This is a genomic window from Variovorax sp. 05N34 (genome assembly GCF_056397405.1).
Genome location: NZ_JBFTNI010000015.1, coordinates 25,393 through 39,479, shown reverse-complemented (window position 1 = coordinate 39,479; position 14,087 = coordinate 25,393). Strand labels below are relative to the sequence as shown.

The following is a 14,087-nucleotide window of genomic DNA, read 5'->3' as shown; positions in this document are numbered from 1 at the left end:
GACCGCGTTCAATGCACCCAAGCGAGCGCCGCGCCCGAGAACGCCACCAATGCGATAGCGGCGAGCGCCATCGAGCCTCGGTGCGTCGAGAGCCACAGCTGCGCGCTCGTCGGCACAGCCTGCGCGTCGAAGCGCCCGTGCGCTCCGTGGTCGCCGGGCACCGGGGCGTAGAGATTGTCGAGCCGTCCGGATGGCAAGGGTTCGTCGGTGTGCTGTCCATCCACCGCGGAGTGGCCCAGCAGCCGATCGGCCAGGCCCGGCATCAGGCGTGTTCCGAGAATCGCCTGCACGGCCGGCCAGCCCACCCACAGCTCGCGCCTGCGGTGCGTGGCCGACCAATACACGGCGCGCGCGGCGATCTCGGGCTGAAAGATTTTCCCCATGGGGCGGGGGCGTCGGTCCATGGTCGTGCGACCCCACTCGAACTGCGGCGTGTTGAAAGCCGAGAGGTGCACCATCGTCACATGAACGCTGCTGCCGTCGTGCGCCAGTTCGCAGCGCAATGAATCGGTGAAGCCGCGCAGCGCCGCCTTGGCGCCGCAGTAGGGCGCCTGCAGCGGTATTGAGCGATACGCGAGGGCCGAACCCACCTGCACGATGCATCCGCGACGGGCCGGCTTCATCCGGCGCAGCGCGGCCAGTGTTCCCCACACTGCGCCGAGGTAGGTGACCTCGGTGGCGCGCCTGAAGTCCTCCGGCGCGATGCGCAGCACGTCCGAGAAGATCGTCGCCATGGCGTCGTTCACCCAGACGTCGATGCAGCCCCAGGTGGCTTCCACCTGTGCGGCGGCAGCCTCGACCTCTTGCTCGCGGGCGACATCCGTGGGGATGACAAGCGCTTCCCCGCCGAGCCGCTGCACATCCCGCTGCGCCCCTTCCAGTCCATCGTGCCCTCGGGCCAGCAACGCGACGCGCCAGCCATGGCCGGCGAACTCTTTCGCGATGGCGCGACCGACGCCGGCCGAAGCACCGGTGACGACGACCACGCGTCGACGCTCCTTGGGCTCGCCGCCCGTCGAAGCGGTGTGATGAGAGTGCGCGAGTTCTGGCATCGGTCCATCAAACGCCTCCGAAGTACGCCCCTATGGCCGAACCCCGCCACGGGATGCGTCGGACAAGACGCCACCATGGCGGTTCTCTCAGGCCTACGCGGCCGTCCCGAGCCGGCGACGGAAGATCGCTTCATCGCATGAGCGGGTGACCGCGAGTGACCCCCACGACGATGCCAGAACGTCCATCCGATCCCGCCCCGCGGTGCCCAGCGCCTGGCCGCAGCTACTACAGCGGGCCAGATCTGGAGAGAGCGTTGACCATCAACGATTTGCGCGCACGCACGCACCGGCGGATGCCACGCTTCGTGCTGGAGTACCTGGAAAGCGGCGCTGAGGATGAGGCCACTCTGCAGCGCGAACTCGAGGCGTTTGCCGAATGGCGCTTCATGCCGCGAACCCTCGTCGACGTGGCGCACCGCAGCGTCGAGCGCGACATTGCGGGTCGGCCGCCCGCGATGCCGCTGTTCATCGCGCCCACCGGCCTGAACGGCCTCTTCGTGCATGGCGCCGACGTCGCGCTGGCCGAAGGCGCAGCACGCGCGGGCGTTCCGTTCATCCAGAGCACCATGTCCAACGACAACATGGCCGAGGTCGCCAGGGTTCCCGGGTTGCGGCACTGGTGGCAGCTCTACGTGTTCGGCGGCGAAGAAGTCTGGCAGGAGTTGCTGAAGCGCGCGGAGGACTGCGGCTGTGAAGCGCTCGTGCTCACGACCAACGCGCAGATCTATGGCAACCGGGAGTGGGATGAGCGCGCGCGGGTGTCGCGCTCGCGGCCGTCGGCCATTTCGGTCTTCGACGCCGCGATGCATCCGCACTGGCTCGCCTCCACGCTGCTCACGCACGGCATGCCCGTGTTCGCGAACGTGGTCGATTTCATCCCGAAGAGTCAGCGCGGCTTTTTTCAGAGCGCGTTCTGGATCCGCGACCAGATGTCGCTCTCGTTGACCTGGGACACCGTCGCGAGGATACGGTCCAGGTGGCGCAAGCCATTCTTCATCAAGGGAGTCTTGCATCCCGACGACGTGCGGCGCGCGTGCGACAGCGGCGTGGACGGCATCATGCTCGGCACCCACGGCGGCCGGCAGCTCGACTGGGCAGTGTCCGCGCTCGACGTGCTGCCGGCCGCGCGGGGCATCGTCGGGGGCCGCGTCCTGCTCTTCATGTCCGGCGGAATCCGGCGCGGCACCGACATCCTCAAGGCGCTCGCGTTGGGAGCCGATGCGGTGCTCGCAGGGCGCGCGCCGCTATATGGACTCTGCGCGGGTGGCGCCGACGGCGTGGCTCGCGCGCTCGAGATTCTCCGCAGCGAAATGATGAATGCGCTGGGCCAGATCGGCGTTGCCAGCATCGACGAACTCGGCCCTGAATTGCTCGTGCGCGCGAAGGACCTTCCATGGACACACACAGACAAAACGCTAGGACAAGACTGACGAACTTCGGAATGTCGTCCACGTCTTGCACGATGCAGGTCTTGCCTCCGACCCCATCCGACGTCGTCGGGCCGAGGATGAGACATGGCAACGCAGGCCCATGGCAATGCCGCGCACGCGGATCGCGCCCGCAGATTTGTTCGGGCCGGAGCGCTGATGCTTGGCGTTTCTGTTCTTCTCGACAGCGCCATGGAGCACTATCGCGGCTCTTTTCGCAATCCCGTGATGGTGCTGCCTTTGCTCGCATCGAGCGCCTCCGTGGCATGGAACGCTCTTGGGCAAGTGCGCGCTCGAAGCAAGCTCCCTCGCATCCTGCATCGTACAGTCGCTGCGGTAGGGTTCGCCGGCCTGGGCTTCCACGCGTGGAACATCCTGCACCGGCCGCACCAGTCGCGCTGGAACAACTTGTTCTACGGAGCCCCCGCCGGTGCGCCCGCCGCGCTGGTGCTCGCAGGTGCGTTCGGCGAGGCCGGTGACCGCTTGGCCCGCAGCACGTCGCTGGTGCGCGCCACCGGTTGGATCTCGGCCGTCGGTCTTCTGGGCACCGTGGGCGAAGCCGCGCTGCTGCATTTCCGGGGTGCGTTCCACAATCCCGCGATGTGGCTTCCGATTGCAGTGCCGCCGGTGGCCGCGGCGTCGCTGGTGCGCGATCTTTCGCAAGGCGCGCCGCATCGAACGACGACTGCCTTGATGGCCACCACCGCATCATTGGGGCTCGCGGGGGCGGGCCTGCACGCCTTCGGCATCTCCCGACGGATGGGCGGCTGGCGCAACTGGCGCCAGAACCTCCTGGCCGGGCCGCCCTTGCCGGCGCCGCCGGCCTTCACCGGCCTTGCCATCGCGGCACTCGGGGTGCTGTTGTTGATGCGGGAGGTCAGCCATGAGTGAAGAACGCTTTCCCGGCTATGACGTGCTTTCGAAGCGCGACTCGCCCAGTTGGAACGACGCCACTCGCCGCGTGATCGAGCATCGCATTGCGCAGCCCATGGGCACAGGCGCCTTGAATGAGCGGCAACGCGACACGCTGCGCAGGTTGGTCGATTGCGTTGTTCCGCAGCCAGCGCGGCGCCCGCGCATCGACACGGCGGCCATCCTGGTCGACGAGCTGGAGGCGAAGCGCGGCACTGGCTTTCGTCCCGCCTCGCTGCCGGTGCGCGATGAAGCGTGGCGCCTGGGTCTCGACGCACTGGACGCCGAGGCACTGGCGCGCCATGCGCGTCGCTTTGCTTTCCTCGATCCGCAAGAGGCAACCGCACTCCTGGCTTGCGTCGAGCGCGGTGAGGTCAAAGCCGATGCTTGGCGCGACATTCCGCCGGCCGACTTCTTTGCGTGGCGCTTGCTGCCCGACATCGTGTCCGCGTACTACGCGCATCCGTCCGCCTGGAGCGCGATGGGCTTCGGCGGACCTGCATCACCGCGCGGCTATGTGCGCCTGCGGGCTGATCGCCGCGATCCATGGGAAGCGGCCGAGGAGGGCGACGGCAAGCTCATTCCGGTGCAATGGCGCAATCGCCATGTGGGGTGAGGGCGAAGACACCAGGCCGCGCGCACGAGACGGCCGCGCGCCTGACGTCTTCACACCGGGCGGTTGGGTACCGATGCGCGAATACAGAGACGACGAGCCCGTCGATTTTGCGATCGTCGGGACCGGCGCCGGTGGAGGCACGCTGGCGTGCCGCCTCGCGGAAGAGGGCTTCTCCGTTGTCGGGTTCGACGCGGGTCCGTGGTGGCGGCCACTGGAGGACTTCGCGTCGGACGAGCACCACCAAGCCGAGCTCTTCTGGAACGACGAGCGCATCGTCGAAGGCGACAACCCACTCATGCTGGGCACCAACAACTCGGGCCGCTCGGTCGGCGGCAGCACCGTGCATTTCGCGATGGTGTCCCTTCGATTTCGACCCGAATGGTTTCGCGCCCGCTCCACACTCGGCTATGGCGTGGACTGGCCGCTCGACTGGCGAGAGATGTGGCGCTATTACACGCAGGTCGAGCGCGCACTTTGCATCTCGGGTCCGTTGACTTATCCGTGGGGACCGCCGCGTCCGCGATACCCCTATCGCGCGCATCCCCTGAATGCCGCGGCAGAGGTACTGGCGCGCGGCGCCGAGGCGCTTGGCATCCGCTGGACCGAAACACCCCTGGCGACCTTGTCGGCGCCGCGCGGCAAGGCGCATCCGTGCGTCTACCGCGGCTTCTGCGTCTCGGGGTGCTCCACCAATGCAAAGCAGTCGGTGCTCGTCACGTGGGTGCCGCGCGCACTCGCGGCCGGAGCGGAAATCCGTGACCTCGCGATGGTCGGCCGCGTCGAGCTGGACGACGGCGCAAGAGCCACCGGCGTGCTCTACCACCGTGAAGGGCGATGGCGCTTTCAGCGTGCGCGCAACGTGGTGGTCGCCGGCTACGCCATCGAGACGCCGCGGCTGCTCCTGAACTCTGCCAACAGCAGCTTTCCCGATGGCCTTGCGAACAGCTCCGGGCTCGTCGGCAAAAACCTGATGGTGCAACTGAACCAGGCTGTATGGGGACAAATGAAACAGGAGATCCGCTCGTACAAGGCACCACCCAGTCTCGCGCTGACGGAGCACTGGAACTACGTCGACGAGGGCAAGGATTTCTTCGGCGGCTACTGCTACATGAGCCAGGGCCCGCTGCCGGTGACGTGGGCCCAGACACTCTCGGGCGGGCGCCACCTCTGGGGGCAGGTCCTGGTCGACGAAATGAACCGGGCAAACCACAGCGTCGGGCTGAAGATGGTGGGCGAGGTGCTGCCCGACGAGCGCAATTGCGTGATGTTGGCGGACGAGCGCGACGCCCTGGGCCTTCGCATCCCGCGCGTGCGTTTCTCCTATGGCGCCAACGACCGCGCCATGATTGCGCACGCGCTGGATTTCATGTCGCTGAGTCTGCAGGCGAGCGGCGCGACCGAACTGTGGCGCCAGGAGAACGACACCTGCCATCTGAACGGCACTGCGCGCATGGGCGCCGATGCCGCGCACAGCGTCGTCGATGCCGATTGCCGATGCTGGGACATCCGCAACCTGTGGATTTGCGATGGCTCCGTATTTCCGACGGTGGGCGGCGTCAATCCGTCGCTGACCATCCAGGCGATCGCATGTCGCACCGCCGATCGCATCAAGGCCATGGCCCTGCGCGGCGAACTGTAGTCAGCCGCTGCCGGCCTATTCAACGAGAAAGGAGTTCAAGATGACACGAAAGACGGACACGAAGACAGAGCGGCAGACTCGCAAGCGTGCGGGGACGGTGGGCGAGCCTTTCAGGGTGAACCCCGCGTCACAGGCAAAGCGCGAAGAGCCGACCACCGTCGGAACAGTGCACGAAGGCGCGTCCACCGGGCGCGCCGGCAACTCGACGGCAGGCGGTGCGGCGGGGCAGCTGACGCCCAAGGACGAGCGTTGACTGGCCGGCAGCAGCTCCCTTCAGCGTTCAGGGTTCAGCGTTGACGAAGCGGACCAATTCCTCATCGCTGATCGGCGTCAGCGGGATTCCAAAGCTCTCGCGCAACGACTGCACGATGGCCTGCGCCCACATCGCGTTGAATGCGGTACCTCCGTGGTGGTCGTCCACCAGGGCGTTGTCGAGCGTGTCGCCGGCAGTGTTGGTGACGCGCAGCTTGGGGCCCATCTGCACCGTCTTGTAGTCAGGCTCGCCGTCAGGGCCTCTTTGTCCCCATCGCTGCATGAACCACGCGTCATAGTCGACATAGGCGATCCGCCGTGGATCGGACTCGGCGATCTTGCGAAGCTCGGCGTTGGCACCTGCAAGAGCCTTTCGGATGTTGGCCATGGAGGTGGCGTCCCTGTACTTGTCGAAGTTCTCGGGGTCGTCAGCTTCGTTGCCCAATCCCGTCAGCAGGATGCGGGTGGACGGATGCGATGCATGGATCAGATCGATGGCATCTCGAATCTGCTGAGCGCAGTAGTCGATCACGCTGCGAAGTTGAGGTGCCGACGGATCACTCGCCTGCAGGTCCAGCGTCGGATACCAGTCGTTGGCCCCCATGTTGATGACGACCACGCCGCGACGCCATTGCTCGGGGCTCTTGTCCATGAGCGCCACCAGTCGCGGCGCCTGGCGAAAAGGCTGTCCGCGGCGCTCGCCCATCAAGTGCCGGCAGCCGGCGCCCGAGTAGGCGAAGTTATAGAGGTAGTCCTCCTTGATCGGTGAGCGCGACGGCAAGAGCCCGATGGTTTCGCGGGCCCAGGCAATCGGCCATGGCCGTCCCCAGCGCACCCAGGGGCCAAGGTCGATTTCGTTGCCGCGCAGCCGCGCCAGCACCTCGGTCCACTGGAAAGTCTGGGCGCGCTGTGCGCCACCGCGTTCGCTGCTGCCGAGCGGAAAGGAAACGCGATCTTGATAGGAGTGGCTGTTGGAATCACCGAGCACGGCCAGCGGGATGGCCTTGGGCGGGGCCGACGAGCGGGTGGTCCCTGGCGGAGCGCCGTCGCCCCAGAGCGCGATCACTGCGAAGGCCAAGGCCGCCGCAAGCACGAGAGCAATGATGGCGAAGCGAGCGAGTCCTTGAAGCGTCACAGGTGCGGATCCTATCAACCCCCGGCCGTTGCGTCACCTGCGCCCCTGCGGCTTGCCTACCGGGGGGCCTTGACTCCCTGGGTCGCCAACTTGCGGTAGTGCGATGGCGAATGGCCGACGGCCCGGGCGAAGAACTTGCTGAAATAGGCCGGGTCTTGATAGCCAAGAGCGGCACTTACCTCCAAAACAGGCATGGGTGTGTAGGCGATCAGGCGTCGTGCTTCGAGCATGAGGCGCTCATGGAGGATTTGCAAAGCCGATTGCCGCGTCATGTTGCGACAGCAGCGGCTCAGGTGATCGGCCGACACGCCCAGTGCCTGAGCGTAGAAGAGCAAGTCGCGATGCTCGCGAAAATGCTGCTCGGCCAATGCGCGAAAGCGTTGCACCAGAACGTCGCGCTGACCTGGCGTCTGCGCCCTCTGAATGTGCTCGACCCGCAAGCGCAGCAATCGCACCGCCAGCAGGGTGGCGACGGCCAGCAGGGCCGCAACTCGTCCCGGCGATTGACCATGGAACTCGCGCGCCAGCATGCTGAAGAGGGTGGTGCATTCCGTTCGTGCTTCGGCTGACAGGTCCGTCAGCACGAAAGAATTTCCGAGATCCGTGTCTGCCAGGCCAGTGCCACCCAAGAGTTGTTGCAGGGTGGCGCTGGGAATCGTGAGTTGGTGCCCAGAGCTATCGTGCGTGTGACGAAAACCGTGCATCGATCCGGGCGCGATCATCAGGATCGCGGGTGCCGTCGCCTGCACCGGCCGTGCGTCCACCGTGCCGCTGATGCCGCCTTGCTCCAGGAACTGGATCTGGTGCAGGCCCTCGTGGCGGTGTGCCGGAATCGTCCAGTCCATCTCATGGCCACGCACCGCCACCGGCTCATAGTGCAGGCAATCGTCCGGCTGTTCGTGGCGGACTTCCCTGAAAGGAACAACGAGCAGGGGCGCGGTGGCAGGCTTCATGAGGGGCAGGAAAGATCGATGCCGGAAAACTACCTGTCGCGGTGGCATTTGTCCATTCGCGTCAGCCCCGGGAGGCCGCACGATCCAGGGCATCGACAGCCAAAGGGCAGCAGACCCAGGAGACACACCGTGGATCGCAGAGACTTCCTTCATCTTCTTCAGGCGAGCGCCGCAATGACCGCGCTCGTGCCCGCAGGACGTGCGCTCGCGCAACTCAGCGGCAACGCATCCATCGTCTCGGGTTTTCCGGCGGGCGGCATGGGCGACCACGTCGCCCGCCCGCTGGCCGAGAAGCTGCGTGGCAAGTACGCCGCGAACCTGATGGTGGAGTCGAAGACAGGGGCGGGCGGGCGCATCGCGGTTGAATACGTCAAGCGCGCAGCACCCGACGGCCTGACCATCCTGCAGATTCCCAGTTCGCCGATGACGCTCTATCCGAACACCTACAAGAAGCTCAACTACGACTCGTTGGCCGACTTCGTGCCGGTGACGAGCACCGTCAACTATGCCTTCGTGCTAACGGCCGGACCAGGCTTGCCCGCAGAGGTGAAGACCGTGGCGGACTACGTGACGTGGGCCAAGGCCCATCCGTCGCAGGCCAGCTACGGCGTGCCGGCGGCCGGCTCCGCGCTGCATTTCGTCGGCATGATGTTGCAGAAGGCCAGCGGCGCGGAACTCACCGCAGTGGCCTACCGCGGCGGCGCGCCGCTGCTCAACGATGTCCTGGGCGGGCAAGTGCCAGTGAGCGTGAGCGTACTGGGCGAAGTGATGCCCTATATCCGCGCTGGCAAGCTGCGCGGGTTGGCGGTGTCGAGCGCGAGCCGCTCGCCGTTCTTGCCGGAAGTGCCGACCTTCGTGGAGCAGGGATTCCCCGACATCGTGGTTCAGGAATGGCTCGGCTGGTTTCTGCCGGCTCGTGCTCCGGCCGAGACCGTGCAGCGCCTGAACGCGCTGGTGCGCGAGGAGCTGGCGGCACCTGAATTCGTCGAGGCGCTGGCGAAGGTGGGCCTGCAACCGATGCACCAGAGCGCCGACGAGTTCGCCCGCCTCGTGCGTGCGGACCGGCAGCGCTGGGCACCGATCGTCAAGGCCACCAATTTCAGCGCGGAGGACTAGCACGTGGCCTTGCAGATCAATGGCGCCCAGGCGCTGGTGCGGCTGCTGCTCGCGGAGCAGGTGAGGGACATCTTCGGCATCGTCGGCGGCAAGCTCGGGCCGCTGCTGCACGCCATCTCGGCACAGGAGCAGATGCGGTTCCTCGGCGTGCGCCACGAAGCAGCAGGTCCCATGATGGCGGCCGCAGTCCATGCCGCGTCAGGACGCATCGCGGTGGCACTGGGGGAAATGGGGCCGGGCGGCCTGAACCTGATCTCCGGGCTGGGCGTGGCCTTCAACAACAATCTGCCGCTCCTGGCCGTCACCACGAACCAGCATCGCGCGGCCAGCTATCCACATCTTGGCATGTTCATGGACTTGGACGCAGTGGCCACGACTCGCTCCCTCACCAAGTGGAACGCCGTGGTGCACGACGCGCGTCGCATGCCCGAGCTCGTGCGTCGGGCCTTTCGCGAAGCCTTGAGCGGTCGGCCCGGTCCGGTGCACCTGGACATCCCCCAGGACGTGCTGAGTCAGCCCTGCAGCTTCGATGAGGCGGAGTTCGATGCTTCGCCTTGTCGCTATCGCGCTCTCGGTCGTGTGCGGCCGGATGCCGCTGACACGCATCGGGCAGCAGCGCTCATGGGCCAAGCCAAGCGCCCGCTCATCGTGGCGGGGGGCGGCGTGATCGCGAGCGGCGCTGCCCAAAGTGTTCGCGCACTGGCGCAACGCTGGCAGGCCCCGGTGCTACCGACGCAGATGGCGTTGGGCGTGGTGGCATCCGACAGCCCGCACTTCATCGGTCATGGAGGTCTCATTGCCGGCGAGCCGGTGCGCCTGGCTTTCGAGCGCGCGGATCTGGTTCTGGCGGTGGGATGCCGCTGGTCATCCTGGATGTGGGACGAGCGCGGGCCGCTGGTGCGGCGCTCGCAGCGGCTGGTCAGCATCAACATCGACTCTTCGGCGCTCGGGCAGCCAGCGCTGCACGAGGTTGCGCTGCAGGCTGACGCAAACGCGGCCTTGGACGATCTGCTGGCCGTGAGCGACGCGGATCTGGGTCGGCAGGTGGACCCTGCGTGGCTTCCGGGCCTGCGCCAGGCACGCGCGGCCTATGAGTCGCACCTGGTCGCCATGAGCGAGGAGGGCGAGCCCGGCCAAGCTATGCATCCTGCGGCTCTGGCACTTGCCATCGGCCAGGCGCTGCCGCAAGACTGCCTCGCTGTTTTCGATGGCGGGCACACCAGCTTCTGGAGCAATGACCTGACACCGGTACGCGAGGCGCGCACGCGCTTCCATGAACCGGGCATGAGCCACCTGGGGTTCGGACTTCCTTATGCCATCGCGTTGCAGGCGCAGCAGCCCGGACGCGCCGTTGCTCTCATCACGGGCGACGGGTCCTTCGGCTTCACGCTCAACGAACTGGATACCGCACGCCGCCATCGGCTGCCGATCCTCAGCATCCTGCACAACAACTCCGCCTGGGGCATCATTCGCGCCGGGCAACGCAATGCACTTGGCTTTGAACTTGGAACAACACTCGACGAGACGGACTACGCGGCCATTGCGCGTGGCTTCGGTTGTCACGGCGAGCGCGTGACAGCGCTCGCCGAGGTCGGCCCTGCGATCCGACGTGCGCTCGCCTCAGGCCTGCCGGCCGTGCTCGATTGCCACACGCGTTTCGTGCCGCACCCTGCCATGCCCGCCTTTGCGAGCATGAACCGCTATGGCTTTGGGGCCCTCGCGCGCTCCGACGCCACTCCATGAAAGCAAAGGAAAAGCCCATGTCCAGCCTTACCCTGCAGCAAGCCCAGACCATCATCGATGCCGCCTTGAAGAAGTCCAGGGAAGCCGGCTACCAGCCCATGGCAATTGCGGTGCTCGATGCCGCGGGCAACCTCAAGGCCTTTGCCAGCGAAGACGGCGCCAGCATGTTCCGCTTCGACGTCGCGCGTGCCAAGGCCTGGGGCGCGGTGGGCATGGGCGTGGCCAGCCGCAAGCTGGCCGAGCGGGCCAAGGACAACCCCAACTTCTTCGTCGCACTGGCCGCCACGGCCAACGGCAAGTTTCTGCCGCAGACCGGCGCGGTGGTGATCCGCGATGCTGCCGGCCAGCTGCTGGGCGCGATAGGCGCGAGTGGCGGCACCGGCGACGAGGACGAGACCATCTGCATCGCCGGCGCGCAGGCAGCCGGACTGACCGCTGGTTGAAAAGCGTCGCGATCAGCCCAGTTGTCCCTTGACCTTTTCGAGCGCTGCGTTGGCACATTGCTCGTCCAGGTGACCGCCCGGTGCCCCGCCCACGCCGACCGCGCCGATCACTTCATTGCCGGACTTCACGGGAACGCCGCCGCCCAAGAGCAGGAAGCCCGGAATGTTGACAAGGTTGGCCGCGCCCGGGTTCTTCTGTGCGTTTTCCATCATGGCGAGCGTCGGTGTCTTGGCCGATGCCGAGGTCCATGCCTTGCGCTCGCTGGCAGCCAGCGTGTGCGCACCGGCGCTGTCGGCGCGCTGCACGGCACGCACGGTGCCCGAGCGGTCGACCACGGTTGCGGCCACCGCGTAACCGTTCGCGGCGCAGGCGGCCACGCTCGCGGCGGCGATCTGGTTGGCGAGTTCGAGGGACATGCTCTTTTCGGTGCGCACGGCGGGGCTTGGCGCCTGGGCTTGCGCCTGCGCGGCCATAGCGGAAGCGGCGAGCAGGACGGCGAGGCCGCCGACGCGAAAGGTCGAATGCATTGAGTTCTCCGGTGATGGTGGGTTGCTTGCGCCGGCATTCCGCCGACGACGTGGCAACTGTAGAAATTGCCGGGCCCGAAGACCATTCGTGCGGCTACGCCCGCAGCTCCGTAGAACTACGGAGCGGCGACCAGCACGGCGTAGCACCGGATCAACTGCGCGAGCGAATCGCACTCCAGCTTCGCGAACAGATTGGCGCGGTGGGTCTCGACGGTGCGCGGCGACAACGACAGCGATCTCGCGATTTCCTTGTTGGTCAGGCCAGTCACGATGAAGCCGAGCACTTCGCGCTCTCGCTCGGAAAGCTGCTGAAAGCGCTCACGCGCCGCCTGGTCGGCCTGGCTCCGCTCGCGCGAGTCGACGTGTTGCCGCACCGCGTGCTGCAAGGCTTCGAGCAACTGCTCGTCGTCGACGGGCTTTTCGAGAAACTCCGCGGCGCCGGCCTTGAAGGCGCGCCGACACATGTCCACGGTGGCGTGGCCTGTGAGCATGATCACCGGCTGGTCGACGCCCTGCGCGATCAGTGTGTCGAGCAACGTGAGGCCGCTGATGCCCGGCATGCGCACGTCGAGAACAATGGCGCCGATGCCGCCGCGATCGAAGCCGTCAATGAAAGCCTGCGGCTCCGCCCAAGCCTGAGTGCGGAGGCCCACCGTGCCGATCAGCAGGGCGAGGCTCTCGCGCACGGCCGAATCGTCGTCGATCAGGTGGATGAGGGGCGATTGAGGCTGGCTCATGCGTGCCGCTCCGGCGAAGCATGTTCATTGGCCGGCAGCGCTAGCGGCAGCCGCAGCGTGAACCGCGCGCCTCGCGGCGAGGCTGCCTCGGCGCTGAGCGAGCCGCCCATGCCGACGGCCAGCGTTTCGCACAGGCTCAGGCCGAGCCCCAGCCCGCCTTCTCGCGTGCTGAAGAAGGGCTCGAAAACGCGCGGCAGGGCTTCCGGCGAAATGCCGCGTCCGTTGTCGGTCACGGCCAGCACTCCCTGTGCCCCTTCGCGGCTGGCGGAAACGCGCAGGCCGCGATCACTCGCGGGAATTTCCTCCAGTGCCTGCAATGCATTCATCAGCAGGTTGTGCAGGATCTGTTCGAGCGCGACCGGATCTGCACGCACCTTGACGGGCGCATGAGTGGTGTCGTCGACGATCGGCGTCACCGCCCGCTGGTCGAATTCGGGTGCGAGAAGATGGAGCGCACCGCGCAGCGCCTCCTGCAGCACGATAGGCCGCGTCTCTGCCTGCCGGTCGGGTCTTGCGATGACCCGGCGAAGGCGGCCGATCACGTCCGCAGCGCGGCGTGCCTGCTCCGAGGCGTGTCGCATGGCCGTGCGCGCGGTCGCCAGTTCGGGCGGATCGTCATTCAGCAGTCGCTGGGCCGCTTGCGTGTTCGCCAGAATGGCTGTCAGTGGCTGGTTGAGTTCGTGGGCCATGCCGGCCGCAAGCTCGCCGAGCGCATTGAGCCGAGCCACCTGCCCGAGTCGCAGCAATTCTTCGACGCGCCGGCGTGCGACGCGCTGGCGCAGCAGCGTGTAGCCGCCACCGAGCACGACACCCGCAGCGACAGCCCATGCGGCCATCAGGCCCCAGGGCATTTCGCGCCAGGACACGAGGCGCTCCGCCACGAGATCGAAAGACTGGCTTTCGGAAGCCAACGGCTTGCGGAATTCGAAGCGCCAGCCATCGGGCATCGTCGAATTCCCCGGCTGCACCACAAAGGACTGCCCCGCATTTTCGAGCGTCACACGCACCGGACTGGACTTCGGGTCCATCGGCCAGTCGCGCCAGGGCACGGCGGTCGCGAGATCGATGTCGAGGGCGTAGCTTGTCGGCACCGCGCCCATGACCAGGCGGTATCGGCCGCTCGCGAAATCGGCCGTCGCGAGTTCAGGGCGCCGCAATTCGCGCGATCGGGACTCGGCTTCCGCGAGGGCCGGGTCCGCCCAGGACGCACCGGCCTCGCGCCGCTGCACGTCCAGGATCGACGGATACACCGAGGGCAACCGCCGCTCGGGCTGGTTGGCACCGGTCATCGGCTCGAGCAGCGCGAGCGTCGCGAGCACGGCGTCGTACTGCACGACTTGCTGGCTCATCAGCCGGTGCGCGATGCGCCCGTTGACTTCGAAATCCTCGTGCAGTTGCTGGATCTCGGCGCGCGCGATCCAGACCGCGCCGGCGCCGGTGACCAGCAGCCATGCGAGCCACCAGCCACCTTGCGTACGCAACCATTGCCTCATGGGGCGGATTGTGCCTGTGCCTTCGGGCAGCGATCTCCAGC

14 protein-coding genes are annotated in these 14,087 nt (G+C 66.9%); 8 read left to right on the top strand and 6 right to left on the bottom strand.

Annotation, left to right across the window (positions count from 1 at the left end; all coding sequences use genetic code 11):
• Positions 1-8: 8 nt before the first annotated feature.
• Positions 9-1,052, bottom strand: a complete 1,044-nt coding sequence (locus AC1DMA_RS28240) for an SDR family oxidoreductase (RefSeq protein WP_478146208.1) — start codon at positions 1,050-1,052, stop codon at positions 9-11.
• 254 nt (positions 1,053-1,306) lie between these two features.
• Between AC1DMA_RS28240 and AC1DMA_RS28235 the strand changes: the two genes are divergently transcribed.
• From AC1DMA_RS28235 to AC1DMA_RS28215, 5 genes are all read left to right on the top strand, one after another.
• Positions 1,307-2,482, top strand: coding sequence for an alpha-hydroxy acid oxidase (locus AC1DMA_RS28235; protein ID WP_478146207.1), 1,176 nt, complete (start codon positions 1,307-1,309; stop codon positions 2,480-2,482).
• 84 nt (positions 2,483-2,566) lie between these two features.
• On the top strand, positions 2,567-3,370 hold the full coding sequence (locus tag AC1DMA_RS28230) for a hypothetical protein (RefSeq protein ID WP_478146206.1): 804 nt from the start codon (positions 2,567-2,569) through the stop codon (positions 3,368-3,370).
• Positions 3,363-4,007 carry a gluconate 2-dehydrogenase subunit 3 family protein gene (locus AC1DMA_RS28225; protein WP_478127833.1) on the top strand — a complete coding sequence of 215 codons (645 nt, stop codon included), beginning with the start codon at positions 3,363-3,365 and terminating at the stop codon, positions 4,005-4,007. Before AC1DMA_RS28230 ends, AC1DMA_RS28225 begins: the two co-directional genes overlap by 8 nt.
• Positions 3,997-5,646: a GMC family oxidoreductase gene (locus tag AC1DMA_RS28220; protein WP_478127834.1), complete on the top strand. Its 1,650-nt coding sequence runs from the start codon at positions 3,997-3,999 to the stop codon at positions 5,644-5,646. The genes AC1DMA_RS28225 and AC1DMA_RS28220 overlap by 11 nt, the downstream gene beginning before the upstream one ends.
• 40 nt (positions 5,647-5,686) lie before the next feature.
• Positions 5,687-5,899 carry a hypothetical protein gene (locus AC1DMA_RS28215; protein ID WP_478127835.1) on the top strand — a complete coding sequence of 71 codons (213 nt, stop codon included), beginning with the start codon at positions 5,687-5,689 and terminating at the stop codon, positions 5,897-5,899.
• Between the two features lie 27 nt (positions 5,900-5,926).
• On the opposite strand, the gene AC1DMA_RS28210 is transcribed toward AC1DMA_RS28215, so the two are convergent.
• Together AC1DMA_RS28210 and AC1DMA_RS28205 are read right to left on the bottom strand one after the other, a co-directional pair.
• Positions 5,927-7,033 (bottom strand): SGNH/GDSL hydrolase family protein, encoded by a 1,107-nt coding sequence (locus tag AC1DMA_RS28210; RefSeq protein WP_478146205.1) that lies wholly within the window; start codon positions 7,031-7,033, stop codon positions 5,927-5,929.
• 56 nt (positions 7,034-7,089) lie between these two features.
• Complete coding sequence (locus AC1DMA_RS28205) at positions 7,090-7,986, bottom strand: helix-turn-helix domain-containing protein (RefSeq protein WP_478146204.1); 897 nt, start codon at positions 7,984-7,986, stop codon at positions 7,090-7,092.
• Between the two features lie 129 nt (positions 7,987-8,115).
• Here AC1DMA_RS28205 and AC1DMA_RS28200 point away from each other — a divergent pair, with 129 nt between their 5' ends.
• From AC1DMA_RS28200 to AC1DMA_RS28190, 3 genes are read left to right on the top strand one after another with little or no spacing between them, the layout of a single operon-like run.
• Positions 8,116-9,102 carry a Bug family tripartite tricarboxylate transporter substrate binding protein gene (locus AC1DMA_RS28200; protein WP_478146203.1) on the top strand — a complete coding sequence of 329 codons (987 nt, stop codon included), beginning with the start codon at positions 8,116-8,118 and terminating at the stop codon, positions 9,100-9,102.
• Positions 9,103-9,105: 3 nt separating this feature from the next.
• The gene (locus AC1DMA_RS28195; RefSeq protein ID WP_478146202.1) at positions 9,106-10,845 is read left to right on the top strand and encodes a thiamine pyrophosphate-binding protein; all 1,740 of its coding nucleotides are present in this window, start codon (positions 9,106-9,108) and stop codon (positions 10,843-10,845) included.
• A gap of 17 nt (positions 10,846-10,862) precedes the next feature.
• A complete protein-coding gene (locus tag AC1DMA_RS28190) occupies positions 10,863-11,288 on the top strand; it encodes a GlcG/HbpS family heme-binding protein (RefSeq protein ID WP_478146201.1) in 426 nt (141 codons plus the stop codon).
• Between the two features lie 12 nt (positions 11,289-11,300).
• Here the strand turns inward: AC1DMA_RS28190 and AC1DMA_RS28185 are convergent, their stop codons facing one another.
• The 3 genes from AC1DMA_RS28185 to AC1DMA_RS28175 form a co-directional block, all read right to left on the bottom strand.
• Positions 11,301-11,816 (bottom strand): GlcG/HbpS family heme-binding protein, encoded by a 516-nt coding sequence (locus tag AC1DMA_RS28185; protein ID WP_478146200.1) that lies wholly within the window; start codon positions 11,814-11,816, stop codon positions 11,301-11,303.
• Positions 11,817-11,932: 116 nt separating this feature from the next.
• Positions 11,933-12,553 (bottom strand): response regulator transcription factor, encoded by a 621-nt coding sequence (locus AC1DMA_RS28180; protein WP_478146199.1) that lies wholly within the window; start codon positions 12,551-12,553, stop codon positions 11,933-11,935.
• A complete protein-coding gene (locus AC1DMA_RS28175) occupies positions 12,550-14,046 on the bottom strand; it encodes a sensor histidine kinase (RefSeq protein ID WP_478146198.1) in 1,497 nt (498 codons plus the stop codon). Before AC1DMA_RS28175 ends, AC1DMA_RS28180 begins: the two co-directional genes overlap by 4 nt.
• Positions 14,047-14,087 lie beyond the last annotated feature (41 nt).

Bases quoted from the DNA above. Each gene is read 5' to 3' on its own strand.
- AC1DMA_RS28240 (WP_478146208.1), bottom strand. From the start codon at position 1,052: ATGCCAGAACTCGCGCACTCTCATCACACCGCTTCGACGGGCGGCGAG.
- AC1DMA_RS28230 (WP_478146206.1), top strand. From the start codon at position 2,567: ATGGCAACGCAGGCCCATGGCAATGCCGCGCACGCGGATCGCGCCCGC.
- AC1DMA_RS28225 (WP_478127833.1), top strand. From the start codon at position 3,363: ATGAGTGAAGAACGCTTTCCCGGCTATGACGTGCTTTCGAAGCGCGAC.
- AC1DMA_RS28220 (WP_478127834.1), top strand. From the start codon at position 3,997: ATGTGGGGTGAGGGCGAAGACACCAGGCCGCGCGCACGAGACGGCCGC.
- AC1DMA_RS28215 (WP_478127835.1), top strand. From the start codon at position 5,687: ATGACACGAAAGACGGACACGAAGACAGAGCGGCAGACTCGCAAGCGT.
- AC1DMA_RS28205 (WP_478146204.1), bottom strand. From the start codon at position 7,986: ATGAAGCCTGCCACCGCGCCCCTGCTCGTTGTTCCTTTCAGGGAAGTC.
- AC1DMA_RS28190 (WP_478146201.1), top strand. From the start codon at position 10,863: ATGTCCAGCCTTACCCTGCAGCAAGCCCAGACCATCATCGATGCCGCC.
- AC1DMA_RS28185 (WP_478146200.1), bottom strand. From the start codon at position 11,816: ATGCATTCGACCTTTCGCGTCGGCGGCCTCGCCGTCCTGCTCGCCGCT.
- AC1DMA_RS28180 (WP_478146199.1), bottom strand. From the start codon at position 12,553: ATGAGCCAGCCTCAATCGCCCCTCATCCACCTGATCGACGACGATTCG.
- AC1DMA_RS28175 (WP_478146198.1), bottom strand. From the start codon at position 14,046: ATGAGGCAATGGTTGCGTACGCAAGGTGGCTGGTGGCTCGCATGGCTG.